The organism is Njordella calcicola (genome assembly GCF_056494125.1).
The window spans coordinates 3,768,027-3,782,682 of the sequence record NZ_CM151396.1 but is presented as its reverse complement, the minus strand read 5'-3'; the positions used below and the strand labels follow the sequence as shown (position 1 = coordinate 3,782,682).

Sequence of the window (14,656 nt, the reverse complement as noted above, 5' to 3'; positions counted from 1 at the left end):
CCGGCAATCGCTCGCTATCGGCATCGTCAAGCTAAGGTCGTCGTTTCCGGTACGGTACTAGGCGACGATGGTAAAAGCATCTCTGGAGCAGCAGTCTACGTTTTCGGGCACCAGAGACAGAACTGTCCGTATCCTACAGTGCCATGCCTTGAACTTGGGAGGGGCAAGTCGGAAGGAAACGGCGCCTTTTCTATTGAGTCCGCTACCATGTCGGATACGAATCACCAGCTCTGTGTAATCGCGCCAAGTTTTGGGACTCGCTTCATAGAATTTGATGCTGATGACGGCGTAGTCCAATTTGGGAGTATTCAGTTAACCAAGCAACAGAACGTTCGCGGAAAGGTCATTGATCCAGACGGCAAGCCTGCTAAAGACGTGCTAATCGAAGTGCGAAGCTTTATGATGCCTGGCTATAAACTTGACTGGTTTGGGTCTACACAACCGGGCAAAGTAGCACGACCAATCGTCACTAAGACCCTCGCCGATGGCAGCTTTGAGATTCACGGAGTACCAAAAGAATCACAAGAAGTCTGGATTAGAATTGATGACGAACGCTACGCACTCTACGAACGTGGTGTGCAAATTGGCCTACGGCAACAGGAGGGTATTATCCGGCTTCCGGCAACTTCCTCCGAAGCGATGCAGATCAATCTATCTCGCCCGGTCTACGTTTCAGGAACCGTAACGCGGAAAGATACCGGTAAGCCATTAGGGAAAGCATGGGTGGGCGTAACTTTTTCGGACATTGAAGTCGCCGCAGACTCCCATGTGGCGGCGATTTGGGCCCAGACCGACGATCAAGGTCGATACCGTGTACGGTGTGGTCCCTGGGCAACACGCGTCCATGTTTACGCGTTTGCGCCACCCAGCGTTCCCTGCCCAGATTATTCCGCTGGTCCAATCAATGTGAGCGAGACGGCAACTAAACTTGATTTGCCAATTTCTATGCCAGTTGGGACCTTTATTCGTGGCAAAGTGATCGATCAAGAAACGGGAAAGCCTATAGCAAATGCCAGCTACGTCCACATTCTTCGGCGCGAAAAGCCCAGAGTACTAAGCCGAGACGACGCGTATCGCATGTACTGGTCGAACGAATACCACTATCGATACTCATCCAGCGATGGAACCTTTGAAATTCCAGTTCCAGCCGATGAGTCGGGGGTAATCCTTGTCACCGCTCCTGATTCGACATATGTTTCGCAAGTGACTTCGATTGGGCAAATACTTGAGGGCAAACACGCGCCTTGGTGGTCTATATGCCAAGCTGTTGTGACCGTATCGACAGCGCCAGATGGGAAGGAGCTGAATAACCTGGAGATTCCGCTCCGCAAAGGTGCAACAGCCAAAGGTAGCGTTGTCGGACCAAACGGAGAGGCGATTGACACTGCCGTCGTCATTTCATCAACGCCGATGCACACTCATTCCCATCAACAGTATGGTCAAGAAATTTGGGGACGACCCATCAAGAAGGGAAGGTTTGAGGTCGATGGGCTAGATCCCACAACCACCAATGAGCTTTACTTCTTGGACGTGAAGAAACAACTCGGGGCGACCTTGCGATTGTCGCCAAAAACTGATTTCGGAAAGGACTTGGTCGTAAAACTTGAACCCTGCGGAAGCGCCCGTGCAAGGATTATCGACTCTCAAGGACAACCGATTTCTGGACAGAAGAGTGTTCAAGCGATACAAGTCTCGTCGGGCTTAGAGATTGGTTTCAAAAGCGCAGACCCGAGTATGGGAGCGTTCCCGACAGAACTTTTTCTTGGTGCACCGATGCTTTTCCTCGATCTCGGGCGATACCAGGAACTCGCATCTGATCGCGATGGTTGGGTGTCTCTTCCAAGTCTCATACCGGGCGCCCCGTATCAATGGGTCACCGCAAACCCCAATGGCTTGTTTGCTGGACCACCGAGTTCATTTTCATTCAAAGTGAAGTCTAACGAGGTTCGAGACTTTGGCTCATTCAGAGCAGTTGAGTTAGATCTTCCGGTGCAATGAATGTTTAGCTTACCCGGAAGGACGAAATTGAATCATCAGCGTAAAGAGAATGAACATTGTCTCACCGATGCAGATCTGATCGACAATGTATTAACAGACGACAGGCAGTCTTTTCGTGTCCTGTATGAACGACACTATGCGATGGCGGTCGGTGTTGCACGAAGTCATGTATACGACATACATCTCGCAGAAGATGCTGCACAGGAGTCTTTCGCAATCGCGCTTGAGTTATTAAGCACATTGAAGGACCATGGCTGTTTTGGGCAATGGCTTGCAACAATTTGTAGGCGCACTGCAATCAAACTGGTGAAGTCGCGATCGAAGGAAGAAGCATGTACATTTGAAGTTGCAGATGATGTCCAAGATGATTGCCAAGCTTCGCATCAACGTTTGTCGGCAGCACTAGCGAAACTTGACCCCGCATCGCGAGAAATCGTAATGCTCCACTACTTTAGTGGCTTATCTTATCAACAAATTGCGGAAACTCTTTCGATCTCACAACAATCAATTCACGGGCGTTTGCAGCGTGCCCGAAGAAAGCTGCAAACCCTATACACCACTCAGGAGTTATCAGAATGAAAGTAACCAATGAATTCAATGAATGGGATCGCGACTTGAAAGCGTTGCTCGGTTCGCCTCCAACGCCAAATTTTGACGAATGGCAGAATCGGTTTAATCATCGGATTGCGACTGAAGAGCTTGCTTCACAAGACGAGTCAGCGGCTTCATTATTGGCGAAACCGATTGAGTCCAACAGTCACCGAGCATTGTATTCAAAAATGCTGCAAATTGCTGCCATGATCCTTGTAGTTTGCGGCGCAACATGGCTTTTTGTTTCAAGCTCGCACGAGAAACCATTGATAGCAGGCGAGATCCAGGGCATTGACAAAGTAACTTTGCTTTCATGGACAGAGTTGATCTATATTCGCGTCACCAGTGAAGATAGGCAGCGAACTTGGATCGAGACACAGAAATCGGAAATCCAATACCAACATCCAGGCAAATACCGGAAAACCTATCGCGATGTTACCGGTGGAGTCAACTTCATACAGATTATCGATGCAACTGTTGGTCGAGAGTTAACGCTAAATCCAAAGGATCAAACAGCCCAGCTAAAGTATTTAACGCAGAAGGTCGATGATCGCGGTCCTTTTGCTTGGGTAGGCGACTACGTCCGTGGTACGCATCCAGGAAGTGTTTCACTTGCTGGACAATCTGTAATGGACGGTGTCGAATCGTACGTAATCAAGTGGAAAGGTGGGCGCAAAGATAGCAGAACGACATTCTACATTTCATCCGAAACTCAAAAGCTTACGGGGATTACATCGGTTAATCCTGGAGTGGATTTTGATACCGAGAAATTCGACGAAGATATTCTTTCATCAAAAGAAGAACGATGGCATTACCAGGAGCCAATCGCTTCCAAAATCTGTGAATTAAAGTATCTCGACGGGGGCGATCTATCAGCATTCAGCCTAGACGCACCAGAGGGATATCGAACTGAGAATATTGCAAAGCCAACTGTGACAGAAGACGAGGCTATCGCGTTCCTGAGAGCCGCCGTCGAATTCAACGGCGGCGTTTTTCCGGATTCCGCTGTGGACGCTTACGACGTCGATAAATTCAATGCGTCTAGCAAGCTTGCAGAGCTTGAGAGCTTGAAAGAATTTCGATTGCTTCGGGAAATACGCGACCGAATTACGAGACGGGAAATCTACCGTGCTCCGATCCTCCAGTTTATTGAAGACCACGCTGAACCGGGGACCTTCCAATACGTTGGAGTTGACGCACATCTCGGCGATACAGACCATATCGTTGCTTGGTATCGTCCAAAGAACTCTCGGAAATATCGGGTATGGTTCGGCGATTTGAACGTGAAAGAGATGACGGCCGAAGAGCTTCCAATAGTCAAAGAGCTCATTCAAAGGTAGAAATAGAGTCGCAAGATATGGTTGGGTCAGCAGCTAATGCTGACCCAATCGATTGTGTCCTAGGTCTTAAGTGTAGCCTCCTGGATCACCTTCAGATTTTGCCGGTTAGCAGTTAAGATATGCGTTAGGTTGCCGACTTGGTCTCGTTCTGGAGGGGAGGCTGACTGGTACGAATCTGCTCCAACGAACTACTCAACACTCAGAAAACGCCGAAAGACGTCGCGGAGCGTTACTCGCGGTTTTTCCAGAGTTTTCGTTGGGTTCGCCAGCTAAATACCGTCGCAATGAATTGAAGTGATTTCAGCTGAATCGGCGTGCGGTCTTCGCATTTCTTTTCGCCGAGAAGGAGTTCTTCCTGAATTTCGGGAGCCAACAGCCGCAAGTTCATGATCTGAGTTACTCTGGCCCGGGTCACGTGCCCGAGGCGGGCGAGGTCGGCGTAGTCGGTGACGACGCCTTGCCGGATGAGGTCCTCGAAGTGGATCGCGAGTGCCATGTATCGCGAGCTGCGCGGGATTCGTTCGAGTGCTGGCTTGGATTCGTCCGATTGGGATGCCCCTTCGACGATGCGCTTCTTGGCTCCACGGCCGCGTTGCTTGATTGAGAACTGAAAGTCGACGCTAACTGGCTTATTCATGATGCCGCCTCCACAAGTTCAGGACGGTTCTCCATGGCGATCGTCTTGATGCCATCGGGATGGAACGTGATGGTCACGCGACCGGTCGCTCCGTCATAATCGATCTGCTTTACGATCAACTGGACGATCCGCGATTGCTCGCGGACTGTGAGCGATTCCCAGATCGGCTCGAAACTGGTCAATGCGTTGACGACATCTGCGCGGGTTAGTGCGTGGGCCTGCAGCGCTGCCAGCTTCGCGTTTACGATCGCATGCCGATGCTCGGCGCGACGAAGACTCTCGTGCCAGTCGGCTAATTGTTCCAGAGAAGTTGCATCCGGCGAGCCTGGCTTAATCTTGGGAGCGGCAACGCGAATAGCTTCGTTCCAGTATTCCAGCTCTTTCACAAGCTCGTCCCGTTCGGCCACAAGTGCCCCCAGTTCGCGTTCGGATTGGATCTTGGCTTGTTCCACCACCTCGTCGACGAGCGCCGCATCGTGGCCAACGTGGCGTATCTTGTCGACGACAAACTTCTCGATCTCGGCGGCCGGCACCGACTTGGACTTGCAGTTTTTCCAGCCACGCTTCTGGGCCTTCATGCAGACATAGTAACGGTAGCGTTTTGATCCGTTCTTGGTCGTGTGCGTCGGCGTCATCGAACAGTCGCAGCAAGCACATCGCAGGATTCCTTTGAGCATCGCGCCGAACTTGTTTCTCGCTTCGACACCGCCAGTTCGGCCATTTCGTCTCAGAAGCGATTGAACCTTCTGCCAAACCTCCAGTGAAATAATCGCATCATGCTCTCCTTCGTTCACTTCGTCTTTGTAGCCAAGCTTGCCGATGTAGGTCACATTGGTCAGGAGCCGGAACAGCGTCGCCTTGGTAAACGGCGAGCCGCCCCGTAGCGTTCCCTTTTTCGTTTTCCATGACTTGTTGTTCCAGCCACGGTTGTCGAGCTCAGCGATGGTCGCCATGATCGATTCGCGTTCCAAGTACAAATCGTAAATCGCCCTGACTCTATTTGCCTCGACCTCGTTGATTCGAAGCTTGCCACCTTGCGGCTCGATGTCGTAGCCAAGCAGCGGCATGCCACCAGACCATTTGCCTTTGCGTCGCGCCGCAGCAATCTTGTCCCGTGTTCGTTCCGAAATCAACTCGCGTTCGAACTGGGCAAACGACAATAGGACGTTAAGCATCAACCGGCCCATCGAGTTGGTCGTGTTGAACTGCTGCGTCACGCTGACGAATGCGACCTGGTTGCGTTCGAAGACTTCGAGCATGCGAGCGAAGTCCATAAGCGAGCGGCTCAGTCGGTCGACCTTATAGACGACCACGCAGTTCACCTTGCCGGCTTCGATGTCCGCCAGCAATTGCCTGAGCGCTGGACGATCCATGTTGCCACCGGTGAATCCACCGTCGTCATAACGATCGGGCACGCAATGCCAGCCTTCCTGCGTTTGGCTTTTGATGTACGCTTCGGCGCATTCGCGTTGGGCGTCAAGCGAGTTGAATTCCTTGTCGAGACCCTCGTCTGTGGACTTGCGGGTGTAGATCGCACAGTTCAATTGGCGATTGATGTTGGCCTTGTTCATTTGTCACCGCCTTTTTTGTTGAGCTTGAAGAAGTGGTATCCGTTGCAGTGCTGGCCAGTGATCTTCTTGGCCACAGCGCTGAGCGTCTTGTAGATCGCCCCCTCGTATTCGAAGCCGTTCTCTAGAACGAGCACCACGATTTTCTCGCCTTTGTAGACTCGCTCGATCTCTGATCTCGGCGGCGGGAGACGATTGTCTTCTTCTGGCTGAACGAAGCCGGTCACGGTGTCGCCCGCTGGCTTCGGTACCGGCTTGATGGCTTTGGGGGCGGTTGTACGGATGTCGGTGCCGCGAGCGAGTTCAGCGGCGCGACGCCTGGCCCGCTGTGAAATGTCGCCTTCGATATTGGCCTGCATCTTCCAAGCGATGCGTTTTACGAGCCACTGTTTGTTGCGCGTGTTGGTTGGCTCGCCCCACGTCTCTTCGAATTTTTCTCGCAACTGCCCCACTGTCATGCGTTGGAGCAGAGCGACTTCTTGGTCGATGTCGATTTGCATTGATTTCTCCCGAGAAAACGGACTCACTGGTCGTTAACCACGTTGGTCACAGAGAGCACGCTTTCCGGCGAAACCTCAAGGCAAGCTGTTGGCAATTCTGCTGGATCGCCGACGAATTCTGAATCCAGGATCGCCATACGCGATTTCATCCGGACGATGCCGGCCGCCAGAATCGCAGCGATTTCTGATCGCCGAGCCGGCGCGGACAGTGAAGAAGGGGGAACAGACGAGAGCAACTCGCACCTCCATGCTCAACGCCGCTATAATTGGCGGCTCGAAGACAGACATTCGCAGCAACAACAGCCGCGTCTATCTGTAGGAATACCCGGTGCGGGTTCGAAATGACGGATTAGGGTGCGAAAGAGAACGCATTCGCCTGGGACTCAATCCGCTATTTATCGCGGAATCTTTTACGAATTGCCCTGCTCGAAAGTAATAAGCATGTAGGCAGGCAACTTTGCCTTGCCACAAATCGAGTGCTTATCAAAGGAGCCGTGTAAATGAGGTTTGGATTGACCATCGAAGAATTCGTCGAGCTTGAGCGTAAGCCTATCGCTCGCGGTGACCGGCCACTGACGATTGAGGAGGCAGCGGAACACATGCGGCAACGCGGTTACTGTTGCCGACCAGAATCACTGAAGCTTTTGATGAAAGGTAGGCCGCTAGAAGCTTCGAATCGCATCTGGTCGCGAGATCTCATCGAGTCCTGTTGTGACTACTTCGAAGCTCACGAGTTCTTTACACCTTACGTTGAGATGTGCAGGGTCTTGGGATGTAACTACTTCGCTTTCTTGCGGGCCTTGAAAGATGCCTCGGAACGCGAGTCAGAAAAGTATGGCACCCAGATACGGATGGACGATCAATTGTTCGTGATGCATAGAAGTCCAGCCCGCGAAGAACATCCCGCTGTCATAACCTTCACGCTTTGTGAAGACATCCGAGATCGACTCATTCGCGGCGAAGGCGTGTAGGACATCATCCATCGATCGCGTATTTGAGCAACGGTGGTGTTAGACAACGCCACCGTTACACAGATACACATGGCAATCAATGATCGGGTATGTCGTATTCGGATGCTTGGCTGCCAGACTAAAGCAGTTCAAGAACTTGATTGATTGGTTCTTCGTCAAAATCGCCCCAAGCAAAACCTTTCTTGGTGAGTAGGAGAACCTGGTTCCCCATTGCCATTTCTGACGCGTCGAACGGCACATCATCGAGACATCCTTTGTCTTGAAGCAACTGGATGAAGTCTGGCAGCTCCGCGTAGTCGTACAGGACTTCGCAAACAGAGTCGAACTGCAGTCCGGTGGCATCCATGATTTGATGTATTGTCTGCACCTCAGCGTTTTTGAGGCGTTTCCAGACCTGTTGGAGAACAGCGACCTGGTGGGTTGTTGTCTTTTCTTTGAACTGCATTTTTGGGCTCCCATTGAGTTTGGATTGAAACGAAAATGATGGGAACCAATCTAAGCCCGCGTTTTGACACGTTTGGTCACGCGCTGCCGATTTTTTGAAATTTGCGTGAATCGTTTCGAGGGATAGCTTGGCCTGCCCATTGGTGCAGGCGGCCGTGTCAGTCGAAGCCAAGTGCTATTCAGGCTTCTCACGGAGTTGGATTCGAAATGACGGGTTAGGGTGCAATCGGAGACCAGATTAACAAATGCCTCGTCCTCTAAACTCGAAAAGGACTCCCTGCATGGACTGGTTTCATTGAATTAAGCGCCGTCAAATGGGGATTTCGACCAGAATTTGGCCCCGGTGGATTGCGGATTCCGCATTAGAATTGTGGCTAATGAGCCAATCAGAACGGGGCTGGTCCCGCAACCAAGGTTTTATCAGGGGACAAGAAAGCTGTCCGATCGAGATCCAATGACGGAAGTCACCAAAATTCTTGAGCAGATTGAGCAGGGCGATACGGCTGCCGCAGCCGAGTTGTTGCCGCTCGTCTACGCAGAATTGCGGAAGCTTGCTGGACATCGGTTGGATCGCGAGAAAGCCGGCCAGACGTTGCAAGCGACCGCGCTGGTACACGAGGCCTATATCCGCTTGGTCGGAAATGCGGAGATCAAGTGGGACGGTCGATCTCATTTTTTCGCGGCGGCAGCCGAAGCGATGCGACGAATTTTGGTGGATCACGCTAGGCGTCGGCACAGCGTGAAGCATGGTGGCGGCTTTGAACGGCAAGAGCTTTCCGATGACGTGGCCATCGAGCTTGGCGACCTTGACCAGCTGCTCGACTTGGACGCGGCACTCACCAAGCTTGCTGAGGAAGATTCGGAAATGGCAAAACTCGTTGAACTTCGATACTTCGCGGGGCTAGGCGTCGATGAGACTGCCAAAGCGTTGGGCGTGTCACCGCGAACAGTGAAACGGAATTGGGCCTATGCGCGAGCTTGGCTGGGACGCGAGTTGAATGGAGGCGAATCGGTATGAGGCCAGTTCGATCATCAGAGAAATCAATCTTCTTGGAAGCACTCGATATCGAGTCCATCGAAGAGCGCACGGCGTTTGTTGAGTCTGCATGCCGTGGCGACGCGGCTTTGCTTTCCTCGGTAACTGCTCTTCTGCGTGAGCATGAGCGAGACGACAATCCGGTCGATACACCGATCGTTGCCCGAAGTGATCGTCGCCCATTCGTCAATGTCGAAACCGAATCGTACGTTGCCGTGAACCGTTCAATCTCTGGGCAAACGCTCGGAACCATGATTGGGCCATACAAGCTGATGGAGCAGATCGGCGAAGGTGGATTCGGATTGGTTTATGTTGCCGATCAGCAAACACCGATTCGCAGACGGGTTGCACTGAAGATCATCAAACCGGGAATGGAATCACGTGAGGTCCTCACACGCTTCGAGGCGGAACGCCAAGCGATCGCGCTGATGGATCATCCGAACATCGCTCGCGTCTACGATGCAGGTGTAACCGAATCCGCTCAGCCGTACTTCGTGATGGAACTGGTCCGAGGCGTCCCGCTTACCGAGTATTGTGATGGTCACCAACTCGACATTTCTGAGCGTCTAAAGCTATTTGTCGACATTTGCAACGCGGTGCAGCATGCCCATCAAAAAGGGATCATCCATCGCGATTTGAAACCATCGAACATTTTGGTCACGCTGCAGGATGGCCATCCGCTAGTAAAGGTCATTGACTTCGGAGTGGCCAAAGCGATCGGTCAGAGCTTGACTATCAAGACCATGTACACGCGTTTTGCTTCGATGGTTGGTACGCCTGCCTACATGAGTCCGGAACAAGCCGGAATGAGTACAGATGACATCGACACACGAAGCGACATCTATTCGCTGGGTGTGTTGCTTTACGAACTGTTAACTGGAACGACTCCCTTTACTTCAGACCGGCTGCAAAGTGCTGGCTTTGATGAACTGCGCCGAATCATTCGTGAGGAAGAACCACATCGACCGAGCACGCGGTTAAGTACGCTCAACAATCAACTAGCAACCACAATCGCGGCAAATCGCAAACTGGATCTTGCCAAGCTCGCTTCATCGATGAAGCGTGACCTGGATTGGATTGTCATGAAGGCTTTGGATAAAGACCGAAATAGACGATACGCGACAGCCGGATCAATGGCCGAAGATGTTTCGCGATTCCTCATGCATCAGCCCGTAGTCGCTTGCCCGCCATCGACTTGGTATCGGTTCGCCAAGTTCGCGCGCCGCAACAAAGTCGCGATATCCACTGTCTCGTCCATCACAGGAGCGTTGTTGTTGGGCACGATCGTGAGCATCTGGCAAGCACAAGTTGCGATCCAGGAACGCGATGAGAAGGTGATTGCCCTCAACGAAGCGAAAATTGCCGAAGAGACCGCCAATCAGGCTCGCAAGGATCTGGAAGGCTTCAATCAGCGGTTGAACACAACCACTGTTCTACTTTCCTCAGGTCGAGTTCATGCGGATGCACAACGGTGGTCGGAAGCGTACAAGTCGTACACCGAAGCAACAGAAGTCCTTCCCAAGTATTTCCTCGTTTGGCTGGAGCGAGGACGACTTAACGCAAAGCTGGGGCGTTGGGAGGCAGCCGCAGAAGATTTCGCACAGGCTGTCGAAATAGGGTGCTCTGCCCAGCAAGCGGAGCTCTCGGGAGTGCCTCAGTTGCTGTTCTTCGCAGGACAATCCAAAGCCTACGAACGAATCACGCGGGAGATTGAGCCGCTCGGTACAAGAGATCCGATGTCCGTAGTCGCGCGTGGCTTACTCGTTGACGACATCTCGCCCGACAAGGCTGCTGAATTGGCCAGCCAAGTTGAGCAGATGCTATTGGACATCGAGAACAAGTCCGGCTCCCACCAGAAGTTCCAACACAAATACGCGTCAATGTATTATTCCGCCAACTTGTACGTCGCCGGTTGGGCGCATCTTCGTGCAGGCAATGTGGACAAGGCGATCCAACGTTTGGAGGAATCAAACGATGCTGAATGGTTCGGAAAAGGAATCGCCTATCCGCTCATCGCCGTCGCCAACCACCGAGCGGGACGAGCCGACGAAGCGGTCAAGGCGTTCGAACAATCTCAAGCTTTGCTGGACCGGTTGCTTAACGAAAGCGTCAGTCGTCAATCAGGCACTCCGATGATCCCGTGGATCGACTGGATTGAGTTTCTGTTGAACCATCGCGAAGCCAGTATCGTGGTCAAGGGGCACACGCCGGCCGACGATCCACGTTTAAGCCAGATGCAACTGGCTGCGGACACGGCTATAGCAAACTAAGGGTTTCTTAAGTTTGCAGAAAATCTTTGGCCCCGCGCATTTAGCCTTCTCGCATTAGTTTTCCAGAGGCATCCCGTCCAGGCTGAACGGACGACTGGTGGCTTCAAACCAATCCCACTTCCCCTGAGGCGAATGCTATGCGGCGAATTACCTGTTACCTGGCACTCTTGTTTTCCAGCCAAATTGCGATTGCTGAGGATTGGCCCCAATGGCAGGGACCAAATCGCAATGCCGTCTCGGGAGAAACAGGCCTGCTTCAAGAATGGCCCGCAGGCGGACCGCCATTGGCTTGGCGAATCGAGGGTCTGGGCGGAGGTGACAGCGCGCCGGCGGTGGCTGGCGGAAAACTCTACGGACTAAGCAATCGCGACGGGCAAGAAATCGTATGGGCGTTATCCGAAGCCGATGGGAAAGAGGTCTGGGCGAGTTCACTTGGTGATGCCCAGCCCCAAGACGTGCCGCAATCCAAAGAAGGCCCAGGCGGAACGCCAACGGTCGACGGTGACCGCATCTATGTCATTGGCATGAGCGGTCGTATTGCTTGTTTGGAAGCAAAGGATGGCAAGATCCTGTGGAAAAAGAGCTTCAAGGATGATTTCGCCGGCACAGCTCCAATGTGGAACTTCCGCGAATCACCACTGGTGGATGGCGACAAAGTGATTTGCACGCCAGGCGCTTCCGGCGCAATGCTGGTTGCTCTCAATAAAACAAATGGCGATGTGATTTGGCAATCTTCTTCCCCTGCCGGTGCAACGCCAAACGCTCCAGCGCCTGGTGCGGGTCGGCCCAACGAAGGCGATCGTGGGCCACGTGGTGGACAGCCTCGAGGTAACAACGCTCCGCAAGCTGCTGCGGTAGCTGGCACCGAAGATCCCACGCTGTATGTCAGCGAGCATTGGGGCATGACCGGTTTCAATCAGAAGCTACCGAACGGTAAATACCAAGTAAACCTGCACTTTGCAGAGACCTATCAAGGCATCTCGCAAGCCGGTCAACGAGTATTCAGCTTTACGGTCCAAGGTAAAGAGTTCAAAGACTTTGACCCATTTCAAAAAGCTGGAGGACTTCGAAAGGCATATGTCGAGTCGGTTCCGGTTGAGATTACCGACGGTGAGCTGAAGATTACCTTCAAACAGCAGGTTGAGAACCCAGCGATCAAAGCGATCGAGATACTCCCGCAAGATGCGAGCGATAAAGGACTGAAGCCGATTCGCATCAACGCTGGAGCATCAGAACCATTCACGGATTCCAAGAAACAAGTCTGGAGCCCTGACCAAGGATTCGTAGGCGGGCAAGTGAACGCAGGCACATTCAATATGGCAGGCGGAGGTGGCGGTGGCGGAAGACGCGGTGGCTTTGGAGGATTCGGAGGCCCACGTGCGGGTGCAGCGTATTCATCCGTCATTACGATCGAACATGATGGGGTTCGGCAATATGTTCAAATGACCTCGAGCGCTTTGGTCGGTGTGTCCGCAGACAAAGGTGAAGTCCTTTGGCAATACAATAAGCCTTCCAACGGCATGGGAATCAACTGCTCGACACCGATTTACGAAGATGGATTGGTCTTTGCTGCATCCGCCTATGGAGCCGGTGGAGGAGCGGTCAAACTCACGAAGAACAGCGACGGCAAGTTTGAAGCAGAGGAAGTTTACTTTACGACCAATATGCAGAATCACCATGGTGGCATGATCGTGGTGGATGGAGCGCTATATGGTGCCAACGGTGGTAACGGCGGTGGCATGATGGCTTGTATCGACTTCAAGACAGGTGAAACGCTGTGGCGAGATCGCAAAGGCCCCAAGGGATCGCTGCTGTATGCAGACGGTCGACTTTACCTTCGCAGTGAAGACGGTCCCGTTCTGCTCGTCGAGCCATCCAAAACGGGATTCGTCGAACGCGGCCGCTTCGAGCAACCAGATCGAAGCAGTGCTATGGCTTGGGCTCACCCGGTCGTTGCCAATGGCAAGCTCTACATTCGAGACCAGGGGCTTCTGCTGTGCTACGACGTGAATGCAAAGTAAGCAACGTCGCATTAACTAAAACAAAGTCCCCGTAGAACAAGTCCATTACAAGAACACAGGCAAGGCTTAATAGATGATGTTTACGAAGCAGGTTCGGATTCGAGCGCGAGCTATTGGGCTCGCAGTTGCTCTGTTAATCACACTCGGTACGGTCGCATCCGCGCAGTTCGGTCCGCCGCCGGTCCGTTCGCCCGAGGTCAATGCTGATAGCACGGTAACCTTTCGGTTGATGGCCCCCAACGCTAAAGCAGTCAGCGTAAGAGGCATTACGAGAGAGCCACTGGCAATGACAAAAGATGGGGCTGGAGTTTGGACTGCAACGTCCGCTTCTCTTAAGCCCGATCTCTACACATACAGCTTTGACGTCGATGGTTTGAGCATCGTCGATCCATCCAACACTCGATTTAGTTCACCTTATCGACGGATTGGACAGAATACGGTGCTCGTTCCAGGCGACATGCCGTGGACACCATTGCCGAATGTACCGCGTGGCGTCGTTGCACAGCACGTGTTTCAATCGAAACTGGCGAATGATGAACGCGATTTTTTCGTATACACGCCGCCCAACTACGACGCGAAACGCAGCGAACCTTATCCCGTTCTGTATCTACATCATGGTTGGCAACAAGACACCCGCGCTTGGCTTGACGACGGCCTGGCGAATGTGACTCTCGACACTCTCATCAACAAAGGTAAGGCAGTGCCGATGGTTGTGGTCATGCCACATGCTTACGGAACGGCCGCTGGCCCGGTGGATATCGATCACCTCGACATGCTGCCAACATACACTCGCATCTTACTGGAGGAAGTTATTCCTCAAGTTGAAATGCAATACAACGTCTCAACCCAACCCAATGGCCGAGCCATGGCTGGGTTATCGATGGGTGGCGCAGAATCGATGCACACAGGACTCAATCACTTGGAGACGTTCGCCTGGCTGGGCTCTTTCAGTGGAGCCTTCAACACTTGGCCGTTAACCCGCCCGGCCACCCGAGGTCGAGGCTTCAGTTTGGCAGAAGATAAGATCCCAGATCAGTTTCCAACGCTCGACAAGAGCTCGAACGAGAAGATCAAGCTTCTCTGGATCGCGTGTGGAACAGCAGACTTTGGGGCACTCCCAACGAACCAACAGTTCAAGAAGTACCTGGATTCGGTTGGAGTGAACGTCACTTACACGGAAGTACCGGACATGGGACATAACTGGCAGTTCTGGCGTCAAAACCTGGCTGACTTCGCGCAGCTCCTCTTCAAATAGAGAACAGGCTCAATCCAAATCGAAT

The 14,656-nt window shown here is 52.6% G+C and carries 13 protein-coding genes; 8 read left to right on the top strand and 5 right to left on the bottom strand.

The features are described from left to right. Positions 1–207: 207 nt before the first annotated feature. From SH302x_RS14635 to SH302x_RS14625, 3 genes are read left to right on the top strand one after another with little or no spacing between them, the layout of a single operon-like run. Positions 208–1,998 (top strand): hypothetical protein, encoded by a 1,791-nt coding sequence (locus SH302x_RS14635; RefSeq protein ID WP_479363148.1) that lies wholly within the window; start codon positions 208–210, stop codon positions 1,996–1,998. A 27-nt stretch (positions 1,999–2,025) separates the two neighbouring features. Continuing rightward, positions 2,026–2,577 carry an RNA polymerase sigma factor gene (locus SH302x_RS14630; protein WP_479363147.1) on the top strand — a complete coding sequence of 184 codons (552 nt, stop codon included), beginning with the start codon at positions 2,026–2,028 and terminating at the stop codon, positions 2,575–2,577. Further along, positions 2,574–3,929, top strand: coding sequence for a hypothetical protein (locus SH302x_RS14625; RefSeq protein WP_479363146.1), 1,356 nt, complete (start codon positions 2,574–2,576; stop codon positions 3,927–3,929). Before SH302x_RS14630 ends, SH302x_RS14625 begins: the two co-directional genes overlap by 4 nt. A 229-nt stretch (positions 3,930–4,158) precedes the next feature. Here the strand turns inward: SH302x_RS14625 and SH302x_RS14620 are convergent, their stop codons facing one another. Genes SH302x_RS14620 through SH302x_RS14605 form a run of 4 tightly spaced genes read right to left on the bottom strand, consistent with a single transcriptional unit; the run spans position 4,159 to position 6,870 of the window. After that, complete coding sequence (locus tag SH302x_RS14620) at positions 4,159–4,566, bottom strand: hypothetical protein (RefSeq protein WP_479363145.1); 408 nt, start codon at positions 4,564–4,566, stop codon at positions 4,159–4,161. Then, positions 4,563–6,137 carry a recombinase family protein gene (locus SH302x_RS14615; RefSeq protein WP_479363144.1) on the bottom strand — a complete coding sequence of 525 codons (1,575 nt, stop codon included), beginning with the start codon at positions 6,135–6,137 and terminating at the stop codon, positions 4,563–4,565. The genes SH302x_RS14620 and SH302x_RS14615 overlap by 4 nt, the downstream gene beginning before the upstream one ends. Next, complete coding sequence (locus SH302x_RS14610) at positions 6,134–6,634, bottom strand: DUF2924 domain-containing protein (protein WP_479363143.1); 501 nt, start codon at positions 6,632–6,634, stop codon at positions 6,134–6,136. Before SH302x_RS14610 ends, SH302x_RS14615 begins: the two co-directional genes overlap by 4 nt. Positions 6,635–6,657: 23 nt before the next feature. Next, complete coding sequence (locus tag SH302x_RS14605) at positions 6,658–6,870, bottom strand: hypothetical protein (protein WP_479363142.1); 213 nt, start codon at positions 6,868–6,870, stop codon at positions 6,658–6,660. A 264-nt stretch (positions 6,871–7,134) separates the two neighbouring features. Between SH302x_RS14605 and SH302x_RS14600 the strand changes: the two genes are divergently transcribed. Next, on the top strand, positions 7,135–7,605 hold the full coding sequence (locus SH302x_RS14600; RefSeq protein ID WP_479363141.1) for a hypothetical protein: 471 nt from the start codon (positions 7,135–7,137) through the stop codon (positions 7,603–7,605). Between the two features lie 118 nt (positions 7,606–7,723). On the opposite strand, the gene SH302x_RS14595 is transcribed toward SH302x_RS14600, so the two are convergent. Beyond that, positions 7,724–8,050 (bottom strand): hypothetical protein, encoded by a 327-nt coding sequence (locus SH302x_RS14595; protein ID WP_479363140.1) that lies wholly within the window; start codon positions 8,048–8,050, stop codon positions 7,724–7,726. Between the two features lie 453 nt (positions 8,051–8,503). On the opposite strand from SH302x_RS14595, the gene SH302x_RS14590 reads away from it, so the two are divergent. The 4 genes from SH302x_RS14590 (at position 8,504) to SH302x_RS14575 (ending at position 14,631) form a co-directional block, all read left to right on the top strand. Beyond that, positions 8,504–9,067, top strand: a complete 564-nt coding sequence (locus SH302x_RS14590) for an ECF-type sigma factor (RefSeq protein WP_479363139.1) — start codon at positions 8,504–8,506, stop codon at positions 9,065–9,067. Continuing rightward, positions 9,064–11,355 (top strand): protein kinase domain-containing protein, encoded by a 2,292-nt coding sequence (locus SH302x_RS14585; protein WP_479363138.1) that lies wholly within the window; start codon positions 9,064–9,066, stop codon positions 11,353–11,355. Before SH302x_RS14590 ends, SH302x_RS14585 begins: the two co-directional genes overlap by 4 nt. A 137-nt stretch (positions 11,356–11,492) precedes the next feature. After that, positions 11,493–13,376: an outer membrane protein assembly factor BamB family protein gene (locus SH302x_RS14580; RefSeq protein WP_479363137.1), complete on the top strand. Its 1,884-nt coding sequence runs from the start codon at positions 11,493–11,495 to the stop codon at positions 13,374–13,376. A gap of 73 nt (positions 13,377–13,449) precedes the next feature. Next, positions 13,450–14,631, top strand: a complete 1,182-nt coding sequence (locus SH302x_RS14575; RefSeq protein ID WP_479363136.1) for an alpha/beta hydrolase — start codon at positions 13,450–13,452, stop codon at positions 14,629–14,631. The last annotated feature ends 25 nt before the right edge of the window (positions 14,632–14,656 follow it).

Coding starts and splice junctions, on each gene's coding strand:
- SH302x_RS14600 (WP_479363141.1), top strand. CDS start 7,135: ATGAGGTTTGGATTGACCATCGAAGAATTCGTCGAGCTTGAGCGTAAG.
- SH302x_RS14635 (WP_479363148.1), top strand. CDS start 208: ATGTCGGATACGAATCACCAGCTCTGTGTAATCGCGCCAAGTTTTGGG.
- SH302x_RS14590 (WP_479363139.1), top strand. CDS start 8,504: ATGACGGAAGTCACCAAAATTCTTGAGCAGATTGAGCAGGGCGATACG.
- SH302x_RS14580 (WP_479363137.1), top strand. CDS start 11,493: ATGCGGCGAATTACCTGTTACCTGGCACTCTTGTTTTCCAGCCAAATT.
- SH302x_RS14610 (WP_479363143.1), bottom strand. CDS start 6,634: ATGCAAATCGACATCGACCAAGAAGTCGCTCTGCTCCAACGCATGACA.
- SH302x_RS14595 (WP_479363140.1), bottom strand. CDS start 8,050: ATGCAGTTCAAAGAAAAGACAACAACCCACCAGGTCGCTGTTCTCCAA.
- SH302x_RS14575 (WP_479363136.1), top strand. CDS start 13,450: ATGATGTTTACGAAGCAGGTTCGGATTCGAGCGCGAGCTATTGGGCTC.
- SH302x_RS14585 (WP_479363138.1), top strand. CDS start 9,064: ATGAGGCCAGTTCGATCATCAGAGAAATCAATCTTCTTGGAAGCACTC.
- SH302x_RS14625 (WP_479363146.1), top strand. CDS start 2,574: ATGAAAGTAACCAATGAATTCAATGAATGGGATCGCGACTTGAAAGCG.
- SH302x_RS14615 (WP_479363144.1), bottom strand. CDS start 6,137: ATGAACAAGGCCAACATCAATCGCCAATTGAACTGTGCGATCTACACC.
- SH302x_RS14620 (WP_479363145.1), bottom strand. CDS start 4,566: ATGAATAAGCCAGTTAGCGTCGACTTTCAGTTCTCAATCAAGCAACGC.